25 protein-coding genes are annotated in these 25057 nt (G+C 49.3%); all 25 read left to right on the plus strand.

All coding sequences use genetic code 11. The features are described from left to right. Window positions 1-115: 115 nt before the first annotated feature. The 25 genes from gmhA (at window position 116) to RBB62_RS02610 (ending at window position 24898) form a co-directional block, all read left to right on the plus strand. Window positions 116-679 (plus strand): D-sedoheptulose 7-phosphate isomerase, encoded by a 564-nt coding sequence (gmhA, locus tag RBB62_RS02490; protein WP_309396677.1) that lies wholly within the window; start codon window positions 116-118, stop codon window positions 677-679. A 7-nt stretch (window positions 680-686) separates the two neighbouring features. Further along, entirely contained in the window at window positions 687-1679 is a 993-nt protein-coding gene (locus RBB62_RS02495; RefSeq protein ID WP_309396679.1) for a bifunctional heptose 7-phosphate kinase/heptose 1-phosphate adenyltransferase, read from the plus strand. 12 nt (window positions 1680-1691) lie between these two features. After that, window positions 1692-2669 (plus strand): SDR family NAD(P)-dependent oxidoreductase, encoded by a 978-nt coding sequence (locus tag RBB62_RS02500; protein WP_309396681.1) that lies wholly within the window; start codon window positions 1692-1694, stop codon window positions 2667-2669. Between the two features lie 62 nt (window positions 2670-2731). Next, entirely contained in the window at window positions 2732-2944 is a 213-nt protein-coding gene (locus RBB62_RS02505) for a hypothetical protein (RefSeq protein ID WP_309396683.1), read from the plus strand. 79 nt (window positions 2945-3023) lie between these two features. Continuing rightward, window positions 3024-3377, plus strand: coding sequence for a hypothetical protein (locus RBB62_RS02510; RefSeq protein ID WP_309396685.1), 354 nt, complete (start codon window positions 3024-3026; stop codon window positions 3375-3377). 3 nt (window positions 3378-3380) lie between these two features. After that, a complete protein-coding gene (gene kdsA / locus RBB62_RS02515) occupies window positions 3381-4160 on the plus strand; it encodes a 3-deoxy-8-phosphooctulonate synthase (RefSeq protein ID WP_309396687.1) in 780 nt (259 codons plus the stop codon). Between the two features lie 127 nt (window positions 4161-4287). Continuing rightward, window positions 4288-5259 carry a KpsF/GutQ family sugar-phosphate isomerase gene (locus RBB62_RS02520; RefSeq protein WP_309396689.1) on the plus strand — a complete coding sequence of 324 codons (972 nt, stop codon included), beginning with the start codon at window positions 4288-4290 and terminating at the stop codon, window positions 5257-5259. A 113-nt stretch (window positions 5260-5372) separates the two neighbouring features. After that, window positions 5373-6866, plus strand: coding sequence for an O-antigen ligase family protein (locus tag RBB62_RS02525; RefSeq protein WP_309396691.1), 1494 nt, complete (start codon window positions 5373-5375; stop codon window positions 6864-6866). 31 nt (window positions 6867-6897) lie between these two features. Beyond that, a complete protein-coding gene (locus RBB62_RS02530) occupies window positions 6898-7716 on the plus strand; it encodes a sulfotransferase domain-containing protein (protein WP_309396693.1) in 819 nt (272 codons plus the stop codon). 21 nt (window positions 7717-7737) lie between these two features. Next, the gene (locus tag RBB62_RS02535; RefSeq protein WP_309396695.1) at window positions 7738-8451 is read left to right on the plus strand and encodes a class I SAM-dependent methyltransferase; all 714 of its coding nucleotides are present in this window, start codon (window positions 7738-7740) and stop codon (window positions 8449-8451) included. A 22-nt stretch (window positions 8452-8473) separates the two neighbouring features. Continuing rightward, the gene (locus RBB62_RS02540; protein ID WP_309396697.1) at window positions 8474-9775 is read left to right on the plus strand and encodes a UDP-N-acetylglucosamine 1-carboxyvinyltransferase; all 1302 of its coding nucleotides are present in this window, start codon (window positions 8474-8476) and stop codon (window positions 9773-9775) included. An 18-nt stretch (window positions 9776-9793) separates the two neighbouring features. After that, window positions 9794-10681, plus strand: a complete 888-nt coding sequence (gene murB / locus RBB62_RS02545; protein ID WP_309396699.1) for a UDP-N-acetylmuramate dehydrogenase — start codon at window positions 9794-9796, stop codon at window positions 10679-10681. Window positions 10682-10702: 21 nt separating this feature from the next. Continuing rightward, window positions 10703-12022 carry an MATE family efflux transporter gene (locus tag RBB62_RS02550; protein ID WP_309396702.1) on the plus strand — a complete coding sequence of 440 codons (1320 nt, stop codon included), beginning with the start codon at window positions 10703-10705 and terminating at the stop codon, window positions 12020-12022. Further along, window positions 12013-13242 (plus strand): glycosyltransferase family 4 protein, encoded by a 1230-nt coding sequence (locus tag RBB62_RS02555; protein WP_309396704.1) that lies wholly within the window; start codon window positions 12013-12015, stop codon window positions 13240-13242. The genes RBB62_RS02550 and RBB62_RS02555 overlap by 10 nt, the downstream gene beginning before the upstream one ends. Continuing rightward, window positions 13235-14173, plus strand: coding sequence for a sulfotransferase domain-containing protein (locus tag RBB62_RS02560; RefSeq protein WP_309396706.1), 939 nt, complete (start codon window positions 13235-13237; stop codon window positions 14171-14173). The genes RBB62_RS02555 and RBB62_RS02560 overlap by 8 nt, the downstream gene beginning before the upstream one ends. 59 nt (window positions 14174-14232) lie before the next feature. Further along, the gene (locus tag RBB62_RS02565; RefSeq protein WP_309396708.1) at window positions 14233-15561 is read left to right on the plus strand and encodes an O-antigen ligase family protein; all 1329 of its coding nucleotides are present in this window, start codon (window positions 14233-14235) and stop codon (window positions 15559-15561) included. Window positions 15562-15579: 18 nt separating this feature from the next. After that, complete coding sequence (locus RBB62_RS02570; RefSeq protein WP_309396710.1) at window positions 15580-16266, plus strand: hypothetical protein; 687 nt, start codon at window positions 15580-15582, stop codon at window positions 16264-16266. A 343-nt stretch (window positions 16267-16609) separates the two neighbouring features. Continuing rightward, window positions 16610-17356, plus strand: a complete 747-nt coding sequence (locus RBB62_RS02575; protein ID WP_309396712.1) for a glycosyltransferase family 4 protein — start codon at window positions 16610-16612, stop codon at window positions 17354-17356. Between the two features lie 29 nt (window positions 17357-17385). Beyond that, on the plus strand, window positions 17386-18555 hold the full coding sequence (locus RBB62_RS02580; protein WP_309396714.1) for a glycosyltransferase family 4 protein: 1170 nt from the start codon (window positions 17386-17388) through the stop codon (window positions 18553-18555). Further along, the gene (locus RBB62_RS02585; protein WP_309396716.1) at window positions 18552-19661 is read left to right on the plus strand and encodes a glycosyltransferase; all 1110 of its coding nucleotides are present in this window, start codon (window positions 18552-18554) and stop codon (window positions 19659-19661) included. Before RBB62_RS02580 ends, RBB62_RS02585 begins: the two co-directional genes overlap by 4 nt. Then, window positions 19654-20853: a glycosyltransferase gene (locus RBB62_RS02590; RefSeq protein WP_309396717.1), complete on the plus strand. Its 1200-nt coding sequence runs from the start codon at window positions 19654-19656 to the stop codon at window positions 20851-20853. The genes RBB62_RS02585 and RBB62_RS02590 overlap by 8 nt, the downstream gene beginning before the upstream one ends. Further along, a complete protein-coding gene (locus RBB62_RS02595; RefSeq protein ID WP_309396719.1) occupies window positions 20853-22016 on the plus strand; it encodes a glycosyltransferase family 4 protein in 1164 nt (387 codons plus the stop codon). The genes RBB62_RS02590 and RBB62_RS02595 overlap by 1 nt, the downstream gene beginning before the upstream one ends. Beyond that, a complete protein-coding gene (locus RBB62_RS02600; RefSeq protein ID WP_309396721.1) occupies window positions 22013-23227 on the plus strand; it encodes a glycosyltransferase family 4 protein in 1215 nt (404 codons plus the stop codon). Before RBB62_RS02595 ends, RBB62_RS02600 begins: the two co-directional genes overlap by 4 nt. 57 nt (window positions 23228-23284) lie before the next feature. Next, window positions 23285-23863, plus strand: a complete 579-nt coding sequence (locus RBB62_RS02605) for an LbetaH domain-containing protein (protein ID WP_309396723.1) — start codon at window positions 23285-23287, stop codon at window positions 23861-23863. Between the two features lie 45 nt (window positions 23864-23908). Continuing rightward, window positions 23909-24898: a glycosyltransferase gene (locus RBB62_RS02610; protein ID WP_309396725.1), complete on the plus strand. Its 990-nt coding sequence runs from the start codon at window positions 23909-23911 to the stop codon at window positions 24896-24898. Window positions 24899-25057: the final 159 nt, after the last annotated feature.

The following is a 25057-nucleotide window of genomic DNA, read 5'->3' on the forward strand; positions in this document are numbered from 1 at the left end:
TCGTCAGGCCGCCTTCATTGCCCTTATGGGCTACCAAACAGTAAATCCCGATCTCAATTGGCTTTCCTCCCAAGGTTACGGCCAAGGGCGGCAGCGTGCGTAAAATATTTTATCAATGTCCGACGGAATTTTAAACCAAATCAACGAACTTGCCGATGTAGTCATCGCTACGCGCGAATTGGTGCCGGTGATCACCGAGGCAGGCCAATGCCTGATCGATAGCCTGCGCGCCGGCAACAAGATCCTGACCTGCGGCAACGGTGGCAGCGCGACTGACGCCCTCCACCTGGCCGAAGAGTTTGTGGGCCGCTACAAAGGCGACCGTATTTCCCTGCCCGCCATTTGCCTGAGCGCCGATGTCTCTGTGCTGACCTGTATTGCCAACGACTACGGCTTTGATGCGGTGTTCTCGCGTGCAGTTGAAGGCTTGGGCCAAGCGGGCGACGTCCTTGTGGGCATCACGACCAGTGGCAATTCCGCCAACATATTAACGGCCTTTGCCGCCGCCAAGGCCAAGGGCATGAAGACGATTCTGATGAGCGGCAAAGACGGCGGCCAGGCGCGTGGCCAATGCGACTTCGAGCTCATCGCCCCCAGTAACACCACGGCTCGCATCCAGGAAATTCACACCCTGATCCTGCATTGCTGGCTGGAGATGGTGGAAGCCGAACAATGGTAGCAAGCGAATGGATTTAAACGGCATCATCGAAAAACTCTCCACGGTCAAGGTGCTCGTGGTCGGCGACGTCATGCTCGACCACTACATTTGGGGCGACGCCACGCGTATTTCGCCCGAGGCGCCGGTGCCAGTGGTTAATGTTTTCAACGACTCCTGGTCCGCCGGTGGCGCGGCGAATGTTGCGCTCAACCTGACCTCGCTCCAGGCCTCTGCCGGCTTGGCGGGCGTCTGGGCGGATGACGAAGCAGCGAGCCAACTGAAGGCTATCTTTGCCGAAAACAATGTGTCTTCGGAATCGCTGCATGTTTCGGCGACCGCGCCGACGATTCGCAAAACGCGCGTGGTCGTGCAACGACAGCAAATCTGCCGCATCGACCGCGAAGCCGCTCCGGCGGATTACGCCTTCCCGGGCGACGATGCTTTGCGCAGCGCCTGTGAGGGCGTCAATGCCGTCATTTTGTCCGACTACGCCAAGGGCGTGGTGACCGAAGAACTGCTCGGCGAGCTGTCCGAACTTTGCCGCGAGCAAGGCGCTATTTTAGCGGTCGATCCCAAGCCGCGCCGCCGCTTGAATTATCATGGCGCGGACTTGATGACGCCGAATCGCAACGAAGCCCTCGAACTCGCCGAGATCTCGGTCGGCCTGCATGATGACTTCCCGACAGAGGCCGTTTGCCAGGCAATTTATGATCGCTACCAGCCGCAGCGCCTGGTCGTGACCCTGGGTGCCGATGGCATGATCCTCGTTGAAGAGGGTAAGATCCTTGGACGCTTACCGACGCGTGCGCAGGAAGTTTTTGACGTCTCCGGCGCTGGAGACACCGTCATTGCTGTGCTCACCGCCAGCTTGGCGGCGGGTGCCAGTTTAGTCGAAGCCGCGCACTTGGCGAACTCCGCCGCGGGCGTAGTCGTCGGCAAGTTTGGCGCCGCGACCGTGACTCCTGCTGAGCTGCGTGCTGCGGCGAAGTTAGACGAATCCATTCCGCTCATCACCACGTAATCTAAATCCCCCATGTCCGAAAAAGTATTTCTAGTTACTGGCGCTGCCGGCTTCATTGGCCAGCGAACTGCCGCCCAATTATTGGCTCGCGGCAACAAGGTCGTGGGCGTGGATAATCTGAACGATTACTACGATGTCCGCCTCAAGGAATACCGCCGCGACGAGCTGCTGAAATCGGAGAATTTCACTTTCCGCCAACTCGACATTGAACACGCTGCGTCCGTTTACGCGCTCTTTGAGGAGTTTGACTTCGAGGTGGTGTTCAACTTGGCGGCGCGAGCGGGCGTGCGCTACAGCATGGAGAATCCGCACGTTTACCTGAGTACCAATGCCGAAGGCACGTTGAATTTGCTCGAGGGGATGCGTCGTAGCGATGTGAAGAAAATCGTGCTCGCCTCGACCTCTTCGCTCTACGCCGGCCAGGAAATGCCGTTCACGGAAGACCTGCCGGTGAACACGCCCCTCTCGCCCTACGCGGCGTCCAAGAAGGCGGCCGAAGTCATGGCCTATAGTTACCACCACCTTTACGGCATGGACGTTTCGGTGGTGCGCTACTTCACGGTGTTCGGCCCTTGTGGTCGCCCGGATATGAGCATCTACCGCTTCATCAAATGGATCGACGAAGGTAAGCCGATCGAGCTCTTTGGCGACGGTTCACAGAGCCGCGATTTCACCTACGTGGAAGACGTCGCCGCTGGCACCATTGCCGCCGCCAAGGAAGTGGGCTACGAGATCATTAACATCGGCGGCGGTCGGAATCCGATTTCGCTGAACACCTTGATCGGTTGGATCGAAGAAGCGCTCGGTAAGAAGGCCGAGTTTAACTACAAGCCTTTCCACTGCGCCGACATGACCGAGACTTGGGCGGATATTTCCAAAGCCGAGAAACTCCTCGACTGGTCGCCCAAAATGGATGTGCGCGACGGCCTCCAAAAATGCGTGGACTGGTATCTCGCGAACAAGTCCTGGCTGAAGGATATTCCCGTTTAACGGATCGCCGATGGCGCTGCTTCGTCATTGCTGCCGCAGGCATTTTCGGTAATTTAGAATCCATGGAAACAAGCGCATGGCAACTGCTCATCGATGAAGGTTACGACGTAACTTTAATTGAAGAGAATTTGCGCCTGACTCCAACTGAACGAATTAATAATCAATCTTCGATGGCGGAATCCGTCATGCAACTTCGTGATGCGATGCGAAGTTCATTAATCAAGAGTGATCGCGCTCCTTCAGATACTCAAAGTGCTTGCCGAGGCGAAAGTTGACTATTGTCTGGTGGGCGGATTGGCGGCGGCTACGCATGGTAGTTCCATGCTGACACAGGATGTCGACGTTGTTTGTTCAATGCAGCCAGCAAATCTCGTGAAGCTTCAGGCAGCCTTTGAGCCCTACAACCCCCGCCATCGCATGGCCAAGCCGCCGACTCCATTCACCCGCGAAGATGCGGAATCTGGGCGTTTTAAAAATATCTATCTTCAGACCGACTTGGGCCAATTAGATTGCCTCGGTGATGTTAAAGGGATCGGCGGATATGACACTGTCCTCCAGCGTTCAGTAGAGTTAGACATGCAGACGTTTCGCCTAAGAGTCATTGCCCTGGATGCGCTGATCGAAGCCAAGGAGGCGATGGGCCGTCCGCGCGATTTGGAGAATGTTAAGATCTTGCGCGCCATTCAGGAACGGCAAGCAACGAATTAAGTTATGGAAAAAATGATCTTCATTGCCGGCCCATGCGCCTTGGAAAGCTGGGATGTTTGCGCGTCGGTCGCGGAACAAGTCGTTCGCTGGAAAGAAGAATTTCCGGTGCTCGACATCGTTTTCAAAGGCTCGTTTGACAAGGCCAACCGCACATCGCTGGGCAGCAATCGTGGACCGGGCATGGATGAAGGCCTCGCGATGCTGGCCCGCGTGAAGCAGGAGTTTGGCTTACCGGTGCTAACGGATTTTCACTTGCCGGATCAAGCGGCCCCCGTGGGCGAAGTCTGTGACGTTCTGCAAGTGCCGGCGTTCCTTTGTCGTCAGACAGATTTGCTCGTGGCCGCGGCGGAAACCGGGCGTATCATCAACGTGAAGAAGGGGCAGTTCCTTTCGCCGTTTGAGATGGAGTTTGTGGTTAATAAGCTCGAAGGCGCGAATGCTAAAACCATCTGGTTAACGGAGCGCGGCTCGACCTTTGGTTACCAGAACCTGGTCGCCGACATGCGCAACTTTAGCATCATGGGACAGTGGGGCCACCCCACGGTTTTCGACGCGACGCACAGCGTGCAAATCCCTGGTGGTGCGGGCGGCAAGAGCGGCGGTCAGCGTGAGTTTGTCTTGCCTTTGGCGAAGGCGGCTTTGGCCGCAGGCGCAGGTGGCTTATTCATGGAAACGCACCCGAATCCGGATGCCGCGATTTCCGATGCAGCCAGCCAAATGCCCTTGGATGTTATGGTCAAAGAATTGCCCAAGCTGGTTCAGCTCTGGGAAGCTTTGCATTAGAAAGTAAGTGGACCTTGGTATGCCTATCCTTTGCCGTTGCTGTACCGCATTATATGGCATTTGCACAATGTGCAAATCTATCGGTCCAGCAGGATGCTGGTTTGGATTTAGAAAGTAAGTTGGCTTGGTGAATTATTACGCGACAGCGCAGCAGGTCTTTGGCGATGAAATTGCATCGCTCAACGCGGTGCTTGGCCAGCTCGCCGATAGCTTCGATCAGGTGGTTAAGCTCTTGCTTACTTTGCAAGGCAAAGTAGTGGTCACTGGGTTGGGCAAGTCTGGCTTGGTCGGCGGTAAAATCGCCGCGACGCTCGCCAGCACCGGGACGCCCGCTATCTTCATGAATGCCGCTGAAGCGCTGCACGGGGACTTGGGTTACGTTGCGGAAGGCGATGCAGTGCTCATGCTTTCGAATAGCGGTAGCACGGTCGAACTCGTTAAGATGCTGCCGACGCTTGAGCGCATGAAGACACCAATCATTGGTATCTTTGGCCGACTGGATACACCGCTCGCACGCCGCTGTCACTCAGTCTTAAATGCGACCGTCGAGAAGGAAGCTTGCCCGCTGAACCTCGCGCCAATGAGTAGCACCACATGCGCCCTGGTCATTGGGGATGCGCTGGCCGCTGCGTTGATGAAGGCACGGCAATTTCGGCCTGACGATTTCGCTCTCCGCCATCCCGGTGGTGCGTTGGGCGTGCGTTTGCTCCTCAAAGTGCGCGACCTCATGCACACTGGCAAAGAGCTCCCGACGATTGCGCCAAATGCTGGTTTCCGTGAAGTGATCGCGGAGTCGACTCGCCCGAATCTCGGTGCCGCATGTGTGGTCGACGGCAATGGTGTGTTGTTGGGCATTGTCACCGATGGCGATGTGCGTCGTTCGTTGTTGAAAGAATCTTTCCTTGAATGTCGCGCCGATGAGATCATGACCCGCGATCCGGTTGCCATTCAAGTGGACGCTTCAATCAATGAGGCCTTGGAGATCATGGAAGAGCGTAAGATCTACGTCTTACCCGTCGTAGATGGTCCCGAGCGTAAGTTGCTGGGCTTACTCCGCATGCACGATGTTTTTGCCGATTCAAACCAAGGCGCCCGCTAGGCCGATGATTGATCAGGTAGCTAATCTGTTGAAACATTACATCGGAGGGCAACGCTTCGTCGTTGCCGCATCTGCTGTTACGCTAAGCCGAATTTTCCTTTGAGCCGTCTCGAATGACAGGCGCCCTGACAGTTGAAGCGTTTCGCAAAGGCGAACACCTGCGCCGCTCTTCCCGCTCGCGTATCAGTCGCGATGAATGGGTAATACTAGGAGCTGCCGCGCCGACCATCTTCATTAGCCCGTTTTTGTTTGGAGGGATGGATTGGTGGAGCCAGGTGACGATTGCTTGCCTTCAGGCTTTGATTTTCCTGGTCGCGCTGACGCCATTCTCCGGATTTGCCGCTTGGCGCCAACGCTTGGTGAAGCTCATTAAGCTGCCTCCGTTCTGGTTGGGCGGTCTCTTTGTGCTTTATGTGATTATCCAAGCGCTTAACCCAAGCATGGAGCAGGTCTATGTCGATGAGTCGCGTTACTTCATCGCCGACCGAAAGCCGGAGCTCTTTGTGTCGTGGTTGCCGCAAAGCATACTGTCGAATTTTTACATCATGAACGCTTGGCGCATGGTGATTTTTTGGGCTGGCGCCTGGGCCCTTGTCTGTGGCCTTTGGATGGGACTCAGCAGTCGCAAGGCCTGGTTAGCGCTCGGTTGGATGGCCTTGGGGACTGGCGCAGTGCTCAGCCTGGCCAGCATCGCGCACCACTTGTCCAGCAACGAGCACTTGTTTTGGTTTGAGCAGTTTAAGCGAAGTAAAGGTGCCTTTGGGCCGTTCGTTTACCGCAACCAAGCAGCGGCCTACCTGTATCTAACCATGGGCTTAGGCTTTGCGATGTTTTTGCATTTCTTGCGCCGTGGGGAGAATCGTTCCGGTGTGCATTGGCTGGCGCTCATCTTTTCGCTGGCCTGTTTGCTGGGGTTAGTGCTGTGCCCATCGCGCGGCGGCTGGATCGGCGGCGCGAGCGTGCTTCTGGTCTTTCTGATTCTGCTGCCCTTCGCTATCCGCTGGCGGGAAGGTTTTTCGAAGCCAGCGCTCGTGGTTTCGGGCCTCCTGATTGCTGGTGTTACTGGAATCGGATTTTGGATCGCGCGAGACTTTGACTTTAGTCAAATGGCGAAGAAGTGGGCAGATGTCCAATCGGGTGAATCAGTTTCTTTAAAGAGCCGTATGCTGCTTAGTGAAATGACTTGGGATATGTTCGAGGATAAGCCTTGGATTGGCTGGGGGGCTGGGAGTTTTCGGTATAAATATCATTACTACGCGCTCGCCTATCCGGAGATCTACTTCATAGGTAAGACGCATTGGAAAAAGTATGGAGAACTTACAATGTATTATCGGCAGGCGCACAACGATCATTTCCAATTTTTGGCTGAGTATGGTGTGGTCGGGTATGGTATCATGGTTTTATATTGTGTTAGCTGGGTTGTTTATGTTTTTACATGTCGAACTGCTAGTATTGATTGTCTTATGGTAATTGGAATTGGTGTGGTTTTTGTTTTCCATAACTTCGGCGATTTCTTAATGCAGAATCCAATTGATCTACAGGCAATTTTGATTGTAATGGTTTTTGAGGTAGGCCTTTTGAATAAGAAAGCATTGTCAAAATGTTAGCCTCATCAATTGTTTATTGCTATTCATGCGTATGAAATGTATAAGCAAAGAGCTTAAAAAAAAGCTTAGTCGATTTATTTGGTGGCTGCGCTATTGGTTACTGAGTGTATTTGCTAGTTTCAGGCGTTATGATTACCAGCATGTCTTTGTTTGCGGCTTTCCTCGTAGTGGGACGTCGCTGATGTTTAATATGATTACTGCATCACTTGACGGCTTTGATTATGTGAATCGTGAAACGACCGCAGTAGAATGGATGGTGCGCCCTGGCAATTATATTTCTAAAGTGCCTGATGATATGTTTAAGTTAGATTTTATTTCTAGCCATAATCCTTATCGTAAACAAATCACTGCTATTGTCCTTTATCGCGATGTTCGGGATGTTCTGACTTCAATCCATCAAGACTATCCCGGAGACTACTATGTGGATTACTTGTCTCGAAAAGGCGGTCGAGCAGGGATGTGTCAGTTGTATGATCAATTAATGAAAGTGCGAAGTTATTCTTCGGTGGGTGTGAATGTTATAGTTCTTAAATATGAAGATCTTGTTGCAGACGCGGATGCGGTTCAGGAGCATGTCAGTAGTAATTCACATCTTCGATTTAGCTCTTCATTTTCTAGCTTTTACGAACGTCCAGATCGTCTGGTGTATGGCGAGGGTAGCGCTAAATCTGGAAAGTTCGAATGGCAAAAAGTCAACAAAGGTAGGCATGGAAAGTGGCGAAGTGAGTCGCATCGGGAACGCGTTCAGGTCGTATTTTCACAGCATCCCGATTTGTTCATTATGCTGAAGGAGCTTGGGTATGAGAAGGATGATGCGTGGTTTGAGGAATTCGCGAGTAGAGAGGGGTAATTGTTGTAGGGCCTAACTAATATGAAAAAATCGTTGTTGAAAAAGTTAATTAATAAAATATCTGGTCATCTGCGTTTCCCCAATGCAAATAGGGAAGGGCCGCCTGCTTCGTATAAATCGGTCGCACTTTCTGATGAAGGTATTGAGTTGGAGAGCTATAAGAAATACCTTGGAGGTGGGGCTGATATGTGGGACTTGCGGGGCAAGTTTCAATTGGATCTCTTGCGTGAGCTTGGTTTAACTCATGCGTCTAGGCTAGTCGATATTGGTTGTGGCCCAATTCGTGCGGGGCGTTATTTTATAGATTTTTTGGATGAAGGATCGTATTGTGGATTTGATTATAACGTTAGCTTTATCGATGCTGCTAGGAAAATTGTCATTGAAGAAGGCTTGTCCCCTAAAGGCCCTGTCTTGGAAATGATTGATGATTTTAATATTGATTCTCTCAATTTGAAGAATTGGGGGGAGTTTGGGATAGCGTTTTCTGTATTGAATCATTGTAATACAAAGTCTCGTAAGGCTTTTTTTAACCGTGTTCTGCCAATGTTCAAGCAAGGTGCTTCGCTAGTTATTACACATGCGAAATGGTGGGATGAAAGCTTTTTAACACCTGGTTGGGAGGTTCAGGTTGTTATGCGAGATCAGCAAGCTTTTGGGGATCGACTAGTGTTCCATGAATATGGCTGGAGTGAGGATGCCAATCCTTTGCCTATTGTGCATTTTATTAGGAAATAACAGCTCTTGAGGATGACTTGTAATGGATGTAAATAAACAGATAAATCTTTCGGTAATAGGTGGTCAAATTCCACAAGGTAGTGTTTCCGTCAGTGGAGCTAAGAATGCCGCAACTCGATTGTTGGCCGCGGCATTGTTGACTAATGAAGATGTGGTCTTGTCAAATTTCCCAACCGAACTGTTGGACGTGTTACACAAAGCTCGTTTCATGCGAGCAATTGGGTGCCAGGTCCAGTTCAATTCTACACGAAATACCGTTAAGGTAAATGCGGGTGGTCTAGTTGATGAACCGCCGATGGACTATGATCTTCCGATACGGACGACTTATCTGTTGCCTGTAGGGCAGTTGGTTCGTTTTGGACGGTCACGCATTCCCTATCCTGGTGGGTGTAAGCTTGGTGAGCGTAAATACGATCTCCACATCGAGGTTTGGCGTCGTCTGGGTTGTGAAGTAGTAGAGCACGAAGATCACATTGAGATTATTGCGGGTCCGCGTGGTTTGGTCGGCTCCGAAATTATTTTTCCTATAACAACTGTAGGTGGAACGGAGAATGCTTTGTTATGTGGAGCGGTAGCGAGTGGGGTTACGATTTTGAGGAATGCTTATGTAACTCCTGAAATTCGTAACTTAATTGAGTTATTATGTCTAATGGGGGCCGCTATTCATGTTGAAGGCAATAGTCAGATCGTTATTCAGGGCATTGGTGGCTGCTTGCGTGGCGCAACGGTCAAAGTTATATCTGATCGTATTGAAGCTTTGACATGGATCATCTATGCAGCGTTATCATCCGGTTCGGTTACGGTAGAAAACGTGCCTTTTGAAGATATGAGCATGCCGCTACTTCACTTGCAGGAGTCTGGAGTCGACTTTTTCCGAAATAACAGTTCGGTGTATGTATCCCCTTTGTGTTTTGCGCGTAGTTCTTTGCAGCCATTTGAGTTGGCTTGTGGAACGCATCCTGGAATCATTTCAGATATGCAGCCGTTTTATGTGCTTTTGGCTATGAAAGCTGCTGGCCGTAGCTTGATTGTGGACTACCGCTATCCTAAGCGTGTTTCATATTTAGAGCAATTGAGTCTATTAGGGTCTAGTGGATTGGATTGGTCAGTGGGGGATTCAGCTATGATACGCGTTGCTGGCCCAGTGCGCCTTATTGGAGCTGAAGTGAATTCCACAGATTTGCGAGGTAGCATGGCCTTGGTTATGGCAGCTCTATTGGCAGAAGGAAGAAGTGTTGTTCGTGATGTTGGTATGGCCTTGCGTGGGTATAATCAAATGGAATTGAAACTGCGTGCTTTGGGTATTGAGTTTGATCTTGTTTAAATCGAACGAGTGTGTTTCGTGAGGAGTCTGATTAGTGAAAATGTGCCGCTGGCTAGGTTTACGACCTGGAGAGTTGGAGGGTACGCTCGTTGGTATTGCGAGCCTAAGGTTGATGAGTTTGGATACGTTTTGGATTGGGCAAGGAGTAATGCATGTCCAGTCTATTGTCTTGGACGCGGTTCGAATATTTTAGTCCCTGATGAGGGGGTGGATGGCTTGGTGATACATACCCGTAATTCGCTGCGTGGATTGAGTGTAGTAGGGGCAAATATTTATGCTGAATCAGGTGTATCTCTGCCGCGACTCGCGAAGTTTGCAGCTGCTCATGGATGTGCCGGATATGAATTTCTAATTGGAATTCCGGGGACAGTTGGTGGTGGTGTATGCATGAATGCCGGCACAACGGCATTTCATCCCAGGGAAATTGCTGATGTGATTGTTGATGCTAGTGTTATCGATAGGGAAGGGAAATGCCATGTGCTATCTAGGGATTCTCTCGGGTTTAATTATCGACAAAGCTTGATACAGCAAGATGGTGCTATCGTCGTGTCTGCTCGCTTTTCTATGGCTGTTTCAGGTGATCCTTCTGCGATTAGAATACGGACACTGGAGCATTTGGCAGAGCGCAAACGCAAGCAGCCATTGGATAAGCCTACTGCGGGAAGCACATTTAAGGCATGTAATGGCAAGCCTGCAGCTTGGTATATTGACACGGCAGGGTTGAAGGGCGCAATTGTTGGAGGTGCCAGTGTCAGTAATAAGCATGCGAATTGGATAGAGAATTCAGGTGAAGCAACTGCTAGAGATATTGCTAATCTAATCGATCTAGTCCGCTCAACGGTTTTGCGTATTCATGGTGTTGCTTTGGAGCCTGAAGTGCGTTGGATTACGGGTGCACGAGTATAGTGCTGGAATTTTTTTGGGGGGATGAAAGGTTCGATACTCGGAGATGTTTCAAGAGTGCTGGGAAGTAATATCTCAGTTCTTATTTTTACGATGGCCACTAGCGTGATGACGGCGAGATGTCTTGGTCCAAGTGGTAAGGGTTTGTTGACCGCTATTGCTGTCTATCCTTCGCTAGTCGTGAGTTTTTCGGATATGGGTGTTAGACAGTCTGCTGTCTATTTTACGGCAAAAAGCCATTATGGCCAGCAGTCTATTATAAATGCAATTGCAACGCTATATTTGATATCTACTTCACTAAGTGTTATCGTTGCTGCTGTATTAATTATTGCAACGGGTAATGTATTGTTTACGCCCTTAATGATTTTATTGGCCGTTTCGATTATTCCATTTCGCCTTTTTCAATCGTACTGTCGCGGTATATTGCTTGGTGCTGAGGATACTAGATCTTATAATCGATTTCAGTGGTTGCCTGCTATTCTCGCTGCTTTTTTTACAGGTTTGTTTGTCATTTTTCTGAATGGGGGGGTGAATGGTGCTCAGCTTGCTGGTGTTTGCGCCATTGCGCCAATCGTATTTCTTGGTTTAAGGATTTTTGGTGCGAAGCATTCGCTTGGCTTGTCTTCGGATTGGGGTCTGATTCGGAGGATTGTTATGATGGGGCTCTTGTTTTCGACCGCACTGTTTATACGAATGTTGAATCAGCGAGTTCCAGTGATTGTCCTAGAGGGAAATGATGATGTGGCGGCAATTGGGATTTTTGGCATTGGTGCTTCATTTGCAGAGCTGCTGACTCAAATTCCTATGGCTGTGGGAGCGATTGTTTTTTCCCGTAGTGCAAATGCAAAGGATGCTGCTGTTTTTTCAAAAAAGGTGGCAGTGATTTTTCGTTTTGTACTAGTTCTATCCTTGGTGGGGGCGACAGTTTTATGGTTTAGTTGTGACCTGATTATGTCGCTGTTGTATGGGGATGAATTCCATTTGAGCGCTACCGTTGTACGCTTTATGCTTCCAGGGGTTGTCGCTATGTCGCTGTTTCGTTTGTTGAACATGGATTTGGCTGGTCGGGGGAAGCCAATGCTTGCTATGTTTGCAACGTTGCCTGGCACTATTATTAATTTTTCACTATGTTTCTGGTTGGTGAATGACTACGGTGCGCCGGGCGCAGCAATTTCTTTGTCTATCGTCAATGTGTGTGTGGCTGTGTGTTTTATAATGCTTTATCTCCGTCATACTTCACTTAGCTTCTTCGAGTTGGTCATGTTTCAAAAGCAAGATGTCGATTTGGTTCGGGAGGCTACTGCTAAGATTTGCAAGAAGATTGGTTTGTCTCAGTGGACGTAGGATTTGTTATAACCTGTTTCCGTCGGTCTAATAGCGGAAAGGGCGGACACTATCGGAGTTGTCTGACTGTTGCTAGGGCAATGTGTAGGCATGGGCACAAGGCTACTATCTTCTGCCTTGGGGACTTTTTTCCCGAAGCGTTGAGAAATGAGGTGGTTGAAGTCAGGCTCCTGCGTGTTGGTTATTTCCGTTTGCGTAGAGGATTGGGGAAGCTTTGCGAATGCTTACGTGAATATCAGGTGGATGTGTTGCATGCTTATAATCCTACTGCTTATATTTATGCGCGTTTTGCTAGTGCTATTTGTGGGGTGCCTGTGGTGTTGACTAAACCAGGGGGGCCGACAATTAAATCAAGCTACTATCCATTGGCGAAGGATATCATTGTAAATTCGGCAGATGATGAGTCCGTCTTTCTAGGTAATCAGCGTTTTTCTAAAAGTCGAATTTCCTTGTTTCCAAATCGGGTAGATGAGCCTGTTCATCGTGTGGGGCGGGTTGAAGAGCTACTTGCACTGCTTGCTCCTAATTTATTTTCTATACTTGCTATCTCGCGCATCACTGAGAGTAAGAGATTGCTCTTCGTTCAAATATTGAATCTTGCTGATGAGTTTAGGCGTAGGAGTATTCAATTTCAGCTTATAATTATCGGTACACCAGATAGTCAGATGGTTAAAGATTACATTGAAGGAAGGCTGGGTTCCGAATCAAAGCTACTAACTGATTTACCGTTTACAGAGAAATCGGCTGATTATATTCCGGCAGTTGATTGCGTATTGGGAATGGGGCGAGTGGTTATGGAAGCAGCAGCTTGTTCAAAGCCTGTTTTGGTGCCGGATTGTCAAAGTAATTATCCAAGGGTACTTGATGGCACAAGCTTTGATGCAGGCTTCTGTGCCAATTTTACTGAGCGTGCTAGCTATCCTAAGGTTGCCGCAGGCGACGCACTGGAAATACTAGAGCGATTGGCGAGGGTTCCTGGGCAACGAGAGGGTGTTGGCACATATTTGCGCCAGCGCTTTGTTGAAGACTTCCTAATTGATTCTATAGTAGCAAAACAGGTTGGTGTGTATGAGAATGCTGTTATTGAATCTAAAATGTTTACTTTCGATCAACTGAGCCACGTTTTTGATTATTTTTTTGTGGCAGTATTGCGCTTATGGCGAAGGAAAGTACGTCATAAGCTGTTCTCAGGAAATCCACATAGTATTAATAATGAGTAACTGTCTTGCGCGTTTTGCTAAGTCTTGGAGCAATATTCATACACAAGGAAGTGAGCCAAATATCTTTCTTTTTGCGACGCCGCGTGGAGGGTCTACGTGGTTTATGGAAATGGTTTGGTCGCAGAAGGGGATTAAGTATTGCTCTGAACCCTTTAACGTTCGAATGCCACAAGTTGCGCGTGATTTAGGGGTGGATTCATTTGATGCTCTTTGGAGTGATGATGTAGATAGTCAGATTGCTTCTTACATTGATCGTATTATAGGTGGGGGCATACGTTATCATAATCCAAATCCTTTAAGACATCATAGTGATTTGCTAACTGATCGGATTGTCTTCAAGGTAATTCACGCTGGTATGGATCGTATTGATTGGTTTGTACGGCGGTATCATGCTCAAGCGGCGGTGGTCATACGTCATCCGATACCAGTTTCTTTGAGTCGGAAAGTGTTTCCGCTTTTAGACGTTTTTGAGAAATCGGACTATCGGCTCAAGTTTACTGTGGAGCAGCGAGAGTTGGTTGAGAGGGTGAGGGCAGGCTCAGGGCATCTTGCTAAGGGGGTGGTTGCTTGGTGTCTTCATAACTATGTTCCGCTGACTTCAACGCATAGAGATTACATGGTCGTTTCTTATGAAGATGCTGTTGTTAATCCAGAGGCAATGATCGATTGTTTTGCTCGATATTTTAATCTGAGTGATAAATCTCGTATGCTGAAGCAATCTCAAAAAGCATCTGCAGTATTGCGTATGTCAACGCCTGAGAGGCAGGCTCTGTTGACGCAAGGTGGGAGTCGCAGCGCATTAGTTAATTCTTGGAGAAAGAAAGTCCCTGAAGGTGAAGTGCGAGAAGTTATGAAGATTTTAGAGGTTTTTGGGATTGATGCATATAGGTATGATGATGACTTTGCGAATGAGCGTTTTCGTATTGATTAATTTGTTCAGTTTAATGCTCGTTGGGAAGTGAATAAATCTTCTAGTGTTTGTGTGTGCTTATGAGGAAATTTGCTAAGTATTTTTATCTGGCAGTAATGGTAATTAACTATACCTTTATGTTTACATTTGCTGCAGCTGCCGGTGGTGTTTCGTTTCGATTAATTGGAGTGTTGAGCCTTTTGGGTTTGGCTCTGTATTGTTACGTAAATCGCAGTTCTGCTCTTATGTTTTTACTATCGGGAAAAGTCAAGGTGTTCATGTTCCTGTATACTGCCCTGCCGATTTTTCTTGTTGTTGTAAGTCCCGTTTTTCCATTAAGCTTTTTGGGATACCAAGTGTTGAGCTTTTTGTTGGTGGTGGCAACGGCAGTATTTGTGCGTGAGGAGGGAGTTCGTGAACTTGGTAAATGGATTTTGCTCTGTTGGTTTATTTCAGTTGTGGGAATTCTGATTAGCTACTTTTTCCCAGGTGTTTTCAAAGCAGTTGCACAAATGCAGGAGGAAGCGAAGCAGGTAGCGACACAGTTTAGAGAAACGAAAATATCTTCTACAGCTTCAGGGCGTGCATTTGGCTTCTTTATGCAGCCAAATCGTGCGGCATTTGGCATTGTGGTGACTGTTGTATTGCTGGCCTTGACGTATTTTCGTGATAAAGTCGTTATGAGATATGCTTTTCTGACTATGTCATTTGCTACAATATTGCTTACTGGTTCGCGTGGCGGTATGCTTCAGATTGTTGTATTCTTTGGGTTGTTGTTCTTAAATGAAATTGTTTCAGGGGTTATTTTTCAAGGGCGTAAGCAGTCATTTGCCTCTGTTGTTCCAATCATCGCTGTCTTTGGGGCTATTATGATTTTATGTGGCGTTGGTGTTTATTATTTGACTTCGGATGGAAGTGTAAACGGTAGCATGCTTGACCGAGCGCTGAATGTGGTGATGGGGCGTGAGACTTTAGCTACAGATGGTAGTGTCCAGGCAAGATTATACGCACAGGAGGTTTACCTCGGTCAGATATTAGATTCACCGTTATGGGGGCATGGCTTGGCTGCTAGTGTCATTTACAACCAAGCGGGCTTACTTCCATTGTCTAGCCATAATTCATTTATTGAGTATGCCTTCGACCATGGTATTCCTGCGACAGTTGCTTTATTTATTGTCTTTGTTGTAATGGCGCTTGATCGTAATGCAAAAAAATTGAGAGGCTTAGTGCATTATAACTTTTCACTAATTTTTGTGTGCGTTGTTTTTGTTGCAACATTGGTCTTAGGTGGCGTTTTTTACGCTAGATTTTTCTCTGTTGCTCTAGGCATGTGGTTGTCGTTGCAGTATGCGCCAAGTCCGAGGATGCTTGCCGATTTCGGTATGCAAATGCCGAGGCAGCATTATTAACAAGATTTTGTAACTATAATGAGTTTTGCTTTTCAGGTGCGAAACTTTATCAGGGCAAATAGATTTGCATATGCGTTAATCCGTTTTGTTCGTTGTGACAAGAAGCGCTGGCCATGCAAGTCTACATGTCTAACTATTGAGGGCTATCCTCGTAGTGCGAATACTTTTACGTATCATTTTGTCACTAGGCTCTACCCTGCAGAAAAAATAGCGTCCCATTATCACAATATCGCTGCACTTAAGGAATCAATGCGCTTGGGAATACCGACGGTAGTTCTTGTTCGCGAACCTTTAGGCGCTGTGGTTTCGCTTGCTCAGATGAATAGGTGTGTATCGGATGTTCATGCAGTCGGAAATTTATTGGAAGAGTGGATATTATATTACAGTTATGTATTAAGTGTTGCTAGCGAGATTCGCGTGGTTTCGTTTCAATCTGTAACAGAATTTCCTGCCGAATTCGCGCGTATGCTTGGCGGCTTGCTCCATACTTCGCTTGACGACACACAAATAGATATTGCAGTTAATGCTACATATGAATCGATGCGTTTGAAAGAGGCCAATAAGTGTTTAATTAACGGATCATTGCCTTCTTCTGTGCGTAATGGTGAGAAAACTATATTGCTTGATCAAATTCGAAAACTGAATAGGTTAGCCTCTGCTCAAGAGCTCTATGTGAAACTCACGATGAGCGGAGACTGTTCCTGATTTCTTGTTTGGTTTTCTCCACGTTTCTAAATATTATCGTTTTTTTGTAATGGTTTGTCCGTGCATATTGTTTCCCCATGAGCCCCAGAAGTCGGGGGGGCCGGGAACTTTTCAGATTCATTTATCACAGGAGCTTGAATGTCGTGGTTGGGAGTGTGGTTTTCTTGGGCAGAATAAAATTGGAGATGTAGCTTTTGTCGTCGGTGGGACTCGTCGTCTAGGTGCTTTGTTACAGTTAAAGAGGCGAGGGGTGCCGATTGTTCACCGCCTAGATGGATTGCGTTGGACGCATCGCGTTGGCCCGGTTAAGACTAGGGAATGGCTGCTCTACCGGTATCAAAACATGAACATGAAGATCATTCGACGGTTCCTGGCTTCTGAGGTGGTTTATCAGAGCAACTTTATTCGAGAGTGGTGGCATCGTGATTATGGGCCGGCGAAGTGCCGTGAGTATATTATTCGCAATGCAACAGATTTAGAGCGGTACCACCCCAGTGGGAGAGGAGAGCGCACGGGCCCTCCCAGAATGATCTGTGTTGAGGGGACCATTCCCCCGGAAATCAATGGCGTTGAGCTTTTCAGGCGTATATCTCGGGAGTGTATTGAACCCGGGCACATCAAAGAAGTTGAGCTGCTTGGAAACATAGACGCACAGTTACAACGAGAACTGAATGCAATTCCTGGAATTTTCGCAGTGGGTGCTGTGCCTCGTGATGAGGTGCCGAAGCGTCTCCGTGAGGCGGATATCTACTTGAGTCTAGAGATCAATCCCCCATGCCCGAATGCTGTAATTGAAGCATTAGCTTCAGGATTGGCAGTGACTGGTTTCAATACGGGGTCATTGGCGGAGTTGGTTGGTCCAGGCTCCGATTACCTTGCTCCATATGGCGGAGACCCCTGGAGGTTGGAGTCACCTGATCATGGCGCGTTAATTGAACGTATTGTGTATCTGGCCCAGAATTATTCTGAGTCTGGATTCGCTGCGCGGCGTTTCGCCGAGTCTAGCTACTCTCGGAAGCAAATGGTCGAGCAGTATATAGAAGTAATTAACGAAGCCTTGAGCTCTTGCGCGCATGAAGTGGCAAGCTAGCTTTATACCTCTTCGGTTGTATTAGGTAGGTGAAAGTCTGGTTGCAGCAGTTCGTTTTTGTGCATTACCGGCGTCGTATCTTTGGACGTCTAGCTGATCTTGTTGGATCAGAATCAATTACTTTTCTTGGAGGAATCGAGGCGCGCGAATCTGGATTAGTGATCGTTGATTCGATACCTCTGCGGAATGGTGTTTCGCACCCCGTTGTTCCACTTAAGAATCACTTTTGCAAAAGCGGTTGGAGTTGGCAAAGCAGCTTCTTGCATCGAACTGTGTTCGGAGATTATGATGTGCTGATCTTGCAAGGTGATGCATATCTCTTGTCGAACTGGATTGCTCAAATAATCGCGCTTTTGAGGCGAAAGCGCGTTCTTTTGTGGACGCATGGTATTTATGGTAGTGAGAGCCGTCTTAAACGTTGGGTTAGATTGGTGTATTTAAGATTATCCAGTGGCTTGCTTTTATATGGAAACCATGCGCGTCTATTGTTGGAGGGGCATTGGTTCCGGTCGGACCAGCTCTATGTGGTCTATAATTCGGCCGACAGTGTCGGAGGCCAAGATTTATCGATTGTAGAGCGAGAGAGACTCGGGAGAGAAATCTTTCCGCAGAAGCCAGACAAGGTCGTTGTATTTATTGGTCGATTGACAGTCGTTAAGCAACTCACCCTGCTTTTGGAGGCAACTGCGCAGCTTATTTCGTATGGTGAGTCGATAAATGTTTTATTGGTTGGAGATGGGCCAGAAAAAGAACGTTTAGAAAATGATGTGCGAAAATTAGGATTGGAATCTAACATTATATTTTATGGTGCCTGCTATGATGCAATGCGAGTGAGTGCGTTAATGGGTCTCGCCGATGTGTGTGTGTCGCCGGGTAATGTTGGATTGACGGCCATTTCGGCATTGGAAGCAGGCACCCCCGTTATCACGCATGGAAATGCATGCAAGCAAATGCCTGAGTACGAGGCTATCATTCCTGGGGAAACTGGGATATTCTTTAACGAAGGAGATGCGGTGGATTTAGCGCGAGTGATGTCTCAATGGTTCACTCATAAAACTGACCGACAAGCGGTTGCTCAACGTTGTAAGGAGGTCGTGGCTCATTACTTCCATGAAGATGTTCAAATTAAGGTCATTGCTGGCGCGATTGAAGGTAAACCGGCAAGCCAGTATCCTCGGCGCAATCCCGTAACGGCATGAAGCTATCAGTCCTGATGGCAATCGGTAACCTAAGCAAAGGCGGGGCAGAGCACCAGTGCCGTCTACTGATGAACAATTTGGATCCAGCTCGCTATCGCATTGGTGCGATGTATTTGTACGAAGGAGAAGATTTTTCAATAGAGCCTCATGTTGAACTGATTCCGATTAAGCGCCGTGGCAAATGGTCATTGCGGGAGCTATGGTGTAATATCGACGATGCTATTGCTGCTTGGAAACCAGATGTAATCCATGCATGGCTGCCTGAAGTCATAACGATTCCGTCCGTCATAAGCTCTGGCTGGCGTGATATTCCTAGCCTTACTTCGCATCGTGTAAGTCTACGCTATAGTGGTGATTGGCGTAAACTTACTCGTGACTACTGCGGATTGCTCGCACACTGCTTCAGTCGTAAGATCGTCGCAAATTATCGAGTACACGCCGAACCTTTGATATTCAGAAAGTTAGCAGCAAAGCGACATTTGCAGACTATTCCTAATGGTTTAGAGATTGAGCGCCTGCGATCTTTGCCTCCTCAGTCCCTTGAAACTACGGCAGCAGTCAAACTGATGTATGCTGGTCGTATCTCTCCTGACAAAAATCTCTGTTTCTTGGTTGATCTAATTGCCCATATGGTAGAGGCGGGTATTGATGTTCATCTCACGCTCTTTGGTGATTGTGAGCACGCTCACGCAGCAATTATTCGAGACCGAGTAGCTAAGCACGGAGTTGCTGATCGAATTGTTTTTGCGGGGCAGAAATCGAATTGGCAGGCCTTTGGCGTAGATGCCGATGCATTGGTATTCCCTTCGCGTGGAGAGGGTTGCTCCAATGTTGTTCTTGAAGCTCTAGCGGTTTCGTTACCAGTTGTTGCTGCATCAAACAATATGACACGTGAATTTCTTAAACATCGTGAGTCCGCGATGATTGTGGATGAGTTAAATGTAAGCAACTGGACAGATGAGATATTAGCGGTCTGTGAGGATGAAGCGCTGCAATCACGCCTTAAAACAGGAGGTATGGATGTAGCACTGGGCTTTTCAGTTCCGAGCATGGTATGTCAGTATGAAAAACTGTATGGAGAAATCCTCAATCCCTCAGATGGATAATAGCGAAGCGCTGCTTAGCGAGCCAATCGAAATGGCGATGCTTACCGCTTTGGGATCTCGTAAAGGCGGTGGTATATCAGTCGCACTTGCATCGCTTTCGAGAGCTTTGGGGAGGAGGGACTTATTCGCGCCAAATGTTTTTTGCTCCAGAGATAACGACTTAGAGAACGACATGGGGTGGTGGGGCACCGTTAATCTGGAAGCGTATCCCACAATAGGTCCTGCTCAGCTTGCCTACGCGCCAGGGATCAAATCTCGTCTGTCTGAATTGCGTCCGGCGCTAACGCATGCCCACGGGTTGTGGACGATGACATCATGGCGGAACCTTCGTTTTGCAAATAGTTATGGGTGTCCCTATGTCGTTTCTCCTCATGGGATGCTCGATGCATGGGCAGTACAACACTCTCGGTGGAATAAAAAGCTCTTTGGCGCGGTTATCGAGAACGAGCATCTAAAGCGGGCTTCATGCATTAGCGCTCTATGCCTTCAGGAAGCCGAAAGTGTGCGTCAATATGGGCTTCGGAATCCGATTGCGGTCATACCCAATGGAGTTGATTTGCCATCTGAGGATGTTGATTTACCTCTTCCCGTGTGGTTGCCTGATGATCGTAAAGCGCTTTTGTTTCTCGGAAGAATACACCCCAAGAAAGGGCTGCTTCCATTGATTCGTTCTTGGGCGAGCGTCGTCAAAGATAGTCCAAAGATTCGTGACGAGTGGTTTATTGCAATTGCGGGTTGGAGTGAGGGGGATCATCGTCGGGAGTTAGATACAGAAATTGCGGATCGAGGACTGGCAGAAGATGTGCGATTTGTCGGCGCTCTCCACGCACAAGATAAGGCAAGCGCTCTGCGCCATGCCAGTGCCTTCATACTTCCCTCGTACAGTGAAGGTCTCCCGATGGGTGTATTGGAAGCATGGGCTTATCGTTTGCCCGTGGCAATGACTGCAGCGTGCAACTTGGAGGATGGTTTCACTGCAAATGCAGCGACAGAATTGCATCTGGACAATGATCGCTTAGCTCAAGGGCTGTTAGACTTTCTGAATCGTCCTGATGCTGACTTACGCGCTATGGGTGATGCCGGCTACGACCTCGTGAGGGAAAAATATTCGTGGGACCATGTTGCGGAGCAACATGAGAAGCTATACTCATGGCTGCTAGGCAGTGGCGAAGAGCCTTCATTTATGTGTTGATGCGCATTCTCTTCATTTACATTGGAGTAGAACAAGGGTTTTCCGGGCAGGCAATTGCTTCGCAGCTTGCCATGAAGATACTGGCCTGCAAAGCGGTCACGATTGAATGCTGCGAGCTGCCGCACTTGGACCGGAGCTGTTCTGGAAATGCCTTTTCGCGGTATATTGGCTTAGCTGTGAAGTTGGTGAGGGCGTATTGGGGGATGATGACCGGGCCCGGCGGCTGGGATGCGGTTCATGTTGCGGTGGGGCAGACGCCATTTGCCATGGTGCGTGACGGGTTGGCTTTAAAGATTGCCACTTGGCGCTCAAGGCGCGATGCGCGAACTTTTGCTGCGCTCAATGGAGGGGTCTTTACCCGTTGGTATAAGAGCGATTTGCCTGCGCGTATGTTGCGTTGGGTTGCTCGGCAGGCGCATCAACTTTGTTGCGTTGGGCCTCGGCAAGAAGCGTCTTTGGAAAAGTTAGGTATTGCTGCTGATTCTATTGCAGTTGTGCCAAACACCTGTGAGTATGAGGCGCTCACCAGTGATGAAGTTACGGCAAAGCATCGGAACGCAACGCCGTTACGTGTTCTTTTTCTGAGTACGCTTTATGATACCAAAGGTTACCCGGAATTTCTGGAAGCCTTGGCCGAGCTTTCGCAGGAAGATGGGCCGTTGATCGAAGCGCGTCTATGTGGGCCGGTGGTCGTCAGTGAGTTTGATCAGCGCTTCAAGTCGATACCAGAAGCCGCGGCATGGATCAGGGAACAGGTTGATGCAATCAATGCTTCTTCTCGGATCAAGGTGGAGTGGACGCCTGGGGTTCAGGGAGAGGCAAAAAAAGAAGCTTTAGAGACTGCCCACATCTTTGTTTTACCAACTACTTATCCGGTAGAGGCGCAACCATTGGCCTTGTTGGAGGCGATGGCGCATGGTTGTGCGATTGTTACGTCGGACATTGCGGAGATTCCAACTACAGTGACTCCAGATTGCGGCGCCATGCTGTCTGTGGTCGATGCACGTAGCGTGCGAGATGCAATGGATTCTCTGGTGAGAGATCCGGAGAGGCGATTAAAGTGTGGGGAAGCCGCGCGCGAACGCTTTGTCGAGCGCTTCTCCCGCGAACGCCACCGTGACGTTTGGCGTGATTTACTGGGGCTGAATAATGGGTCGGCATGAGGATCTGGCTGCTCAATCCATTTGATGATATCCCAGGCGAAGGGCGTCCACAGCGTTATTGGTCGTTGGCTCGAGTTTTGTCTGAACGTGGGCATGAGGTTGTTTGGTGGAGCTCCGATTGGAGTCATCGGCGGAAAGCCAGGCGTCGAGTCGACGAGTCGGCGCTTCAGGATGCAGGTGCTTTTCAGTTAAGACTGATTGAAGCGCCGCCTTATGCTCGGAATGTCGGACTCGCGCGATTACGGAATCATCGAGCTTATGCTCAGCATTTAAATGTTGAGGGCGGCAACATGTTGGAGTCCACGCCGCCCGATTTGGTTCTCTGTAGTTGGCCGCCGATGGGAACGGCTAAAGTTGCTTCTGAGTGGCGTGTTCGGTGTGGCTGCAAAGTCGTGATGGATATCATGGATGCCTGGCCGGATAATTTCCTGATGCTGGCGCCTGCTTTCCCAGGAGCTTCTGCAATGATGCGTTTGGTGTTGCGGCCTTGGTTTCGTCAGGCGCACAAAGCAGTTCAATCAGTTGATGCACTCTCGGCTCAGTCGGACACTTTTCAAGTCTGGGCGGTGAACAAGGGGAGCCATCAGCCGTCTCATGTCTGTTACTTAGGAGCTTGGCCTTTGCCGCCTGAAGGCGGAGTGCTTTCCGAGCCGGTTGGTGGCGTGGTTCGTTTACTTTATCTGGGTGCCATGGGAAGGGTCTATGACCTGGAGACCGTGATTCGCGCGGTAGCACTTTTGCTCAAAGAAGGAGCGGCGGTTTCACTGGACCTAGCCGGGCAGGGAGAGCAAGAAGCCAATCTACATCGTTTGGTTGAGGAGCTTGATTTATCGGAGCAGATTCGCTTTCATGGATATCTGGAAGGTGAAGCGTTACAGGATTTGCTCGGCAGCGTTGATATCGGCGTCATTCCGATGCGACCGGAGTCCCAAGTGGCAGTCCCTTACAAAGCCGGTGAGTATCTAGCCGCTGGTTTGGCTATCGTTAACAGCTTGCCGGGGGAGATGGCGCAGTTGATGTCCGACTTTGATTGCGGAACAGAATATGTCTGCGGTGATATTGAAAGCATGGCCGGTGCCATTCGTCTGTATTTAGAGAATTCTGAGCTATTGAAGCGTGCTCGAATTAATGCGGGGCGCTTGTTTAAGGAGCGTTTTGATCGGTCTAATACATATGTCAGTTGGGCAGAGTGGTTGGAGGCGGTTGCTTAGGCTGGGTTCATTTTCCATTGCAGGATCTACGCATAATTCAGGGCAAAGGGCATGTCTATGAATGCTAACGAGAGTCGTCATTTTTATCCAGAGAGCTATCATTCGGAACTGGGTTTTAAAAATAAGTTGGGGCGCGCCATGTGGGGAGTCGTGTGGGGCATTCTTTTTCGACCCAGTCCGCGCACATTCTTCGGTTGGCGGCGCTTACTGTTGCGGTTGTTCGGTGGAAAGATTGCAGAGAGTGCTGTGGTATATCCTAGCGCGCGTATCTATGCTCCTTGGAAGTTGGAAATGCTGGAGCGCAGTTGTTTGGGGGACTTTGTAGATTGCTATTGTGTGGATCAAGTCACCGTTGGCGTTGATTGCACGGTTAGCCAATATTCTTATCTTTGCACGGCGTCGCATGATATTGAAAGCCCATCGCGGGACTTAACGACGGCGCCCATTCGTTTGGAACGTGGTTCCTGGGTGTTTGCGGGCTCTTTTGTTGGGCCCGGCGTTACGGTGGGAGAAGGCGCCATTGTCGGCGCACGCAGCTTGGTGGTGAAATCGGTGGCGCCCTATGATGTTGTCGGTGGGAATCCCGCTAAATTCATCAAAAAGCGCAAGGCCGAGTGGGTTGAGCACGGTGAATAACGTTTTTGTGGAGGGCAACGCTTCGTCGTTGCTCTCCAGCTTTGAATGAACGTTACTTTTCATTACCGTAAACAAGGCTGTGCGTTTAGCATGGAGCAGGTGTTTGCGGATGTGAGGGGCGCTTTGCCGCAGGACATTGTGCAGTCGGAGTTTTTCTGTCCGCACCGGGCAGCGGTGCCGCGAGCGATGTGGGAGAATTGTCAGCAGGCCAAGCGTCATGTGGGCGAGGTGAATCACATTACCGGCGAAGTTCATTACCTGGCGATGGCTTTGCCGCGCCGGGGACTGGTGTTGACGATTCATGACACCGGCGACACGAATGCCTTCAGTGGATGGAAAAAGCGGGTGTTTGAATACCTCTGGTTCAGAGGGCCGATTCGGCGCGCGCAGGTAGTCACCTTTATTTCGGAAAGCTCGCGTCGGGCGACTGAGCGGTTGATCGGGGAACAGATTCCGCATGCGGAGGTCATTCCGGATCCGGTTTCGTCGGCGTTTCAATTTGATCCCAAGAAGTTCCCGCAACGCACGCCGCGCATTTTGTGTTTGGGAACCAAGGTGAACAAAAACCTTGAGCGGCTGGCAGCAGCATTGCGCGGGCTGGATGTCGAGCTGCGCTTAATTGGCGAGCCGACTGAGCAACAGGTGGATGCATTTAGAGAGAATAAGATTAAGCTGAGCACGGCTCAGAATTTGTCGGCGGAGGAGATTGTGGAAGAATACCGGGCGGCGGATATCGTCTCGCTGATATCGACTTTTGAAGGGTTTGGTTTGCCGATTGTGGAAGGGCAGGGAACTGGGCGTGCTGTGATAACGTCGAATATCGAGCCGATGAGTGACACGGCTGGCGATGGTGCGTGCCTGGTAGATCCGCTTGATGTTTCATCGATGCGGGCAGGATTTGAACGGTTGTTGTCCGATGGCGATTGGCGCGCTGGGCTGATCGAAAAAGGCCGCGTCAATGCCCAGCGTTTTTCGGCTGAGAGAATTGCCGGACAGTATGCGGCGCTCTACCGACGATTGTTAAAAGGTGAATGAAGCCATTTATGGAGGGCAACGCTTCGTCGTTGCCGCCAGCGTCCCGCTGGACCGATTGTTTTATTCTAATGACAATGCTTACTCCAGCATGTTGCGGCAACGACGAAGCGTTGCCCTCCAGTTTTGCGGGGATATCCTTTTCCGTTTTTTCCGATCTTC

The organism is Cerasicoccus maritimus, from assembly GCA_031296935.1.
Taxonomy (GTDB): Bacteria; Verrucomicrobiota; Verrucomicrobiia; order Opitutales; family Cerasicoccaceae; genus Cerasicoccus; species Cerasicoccus maritimus.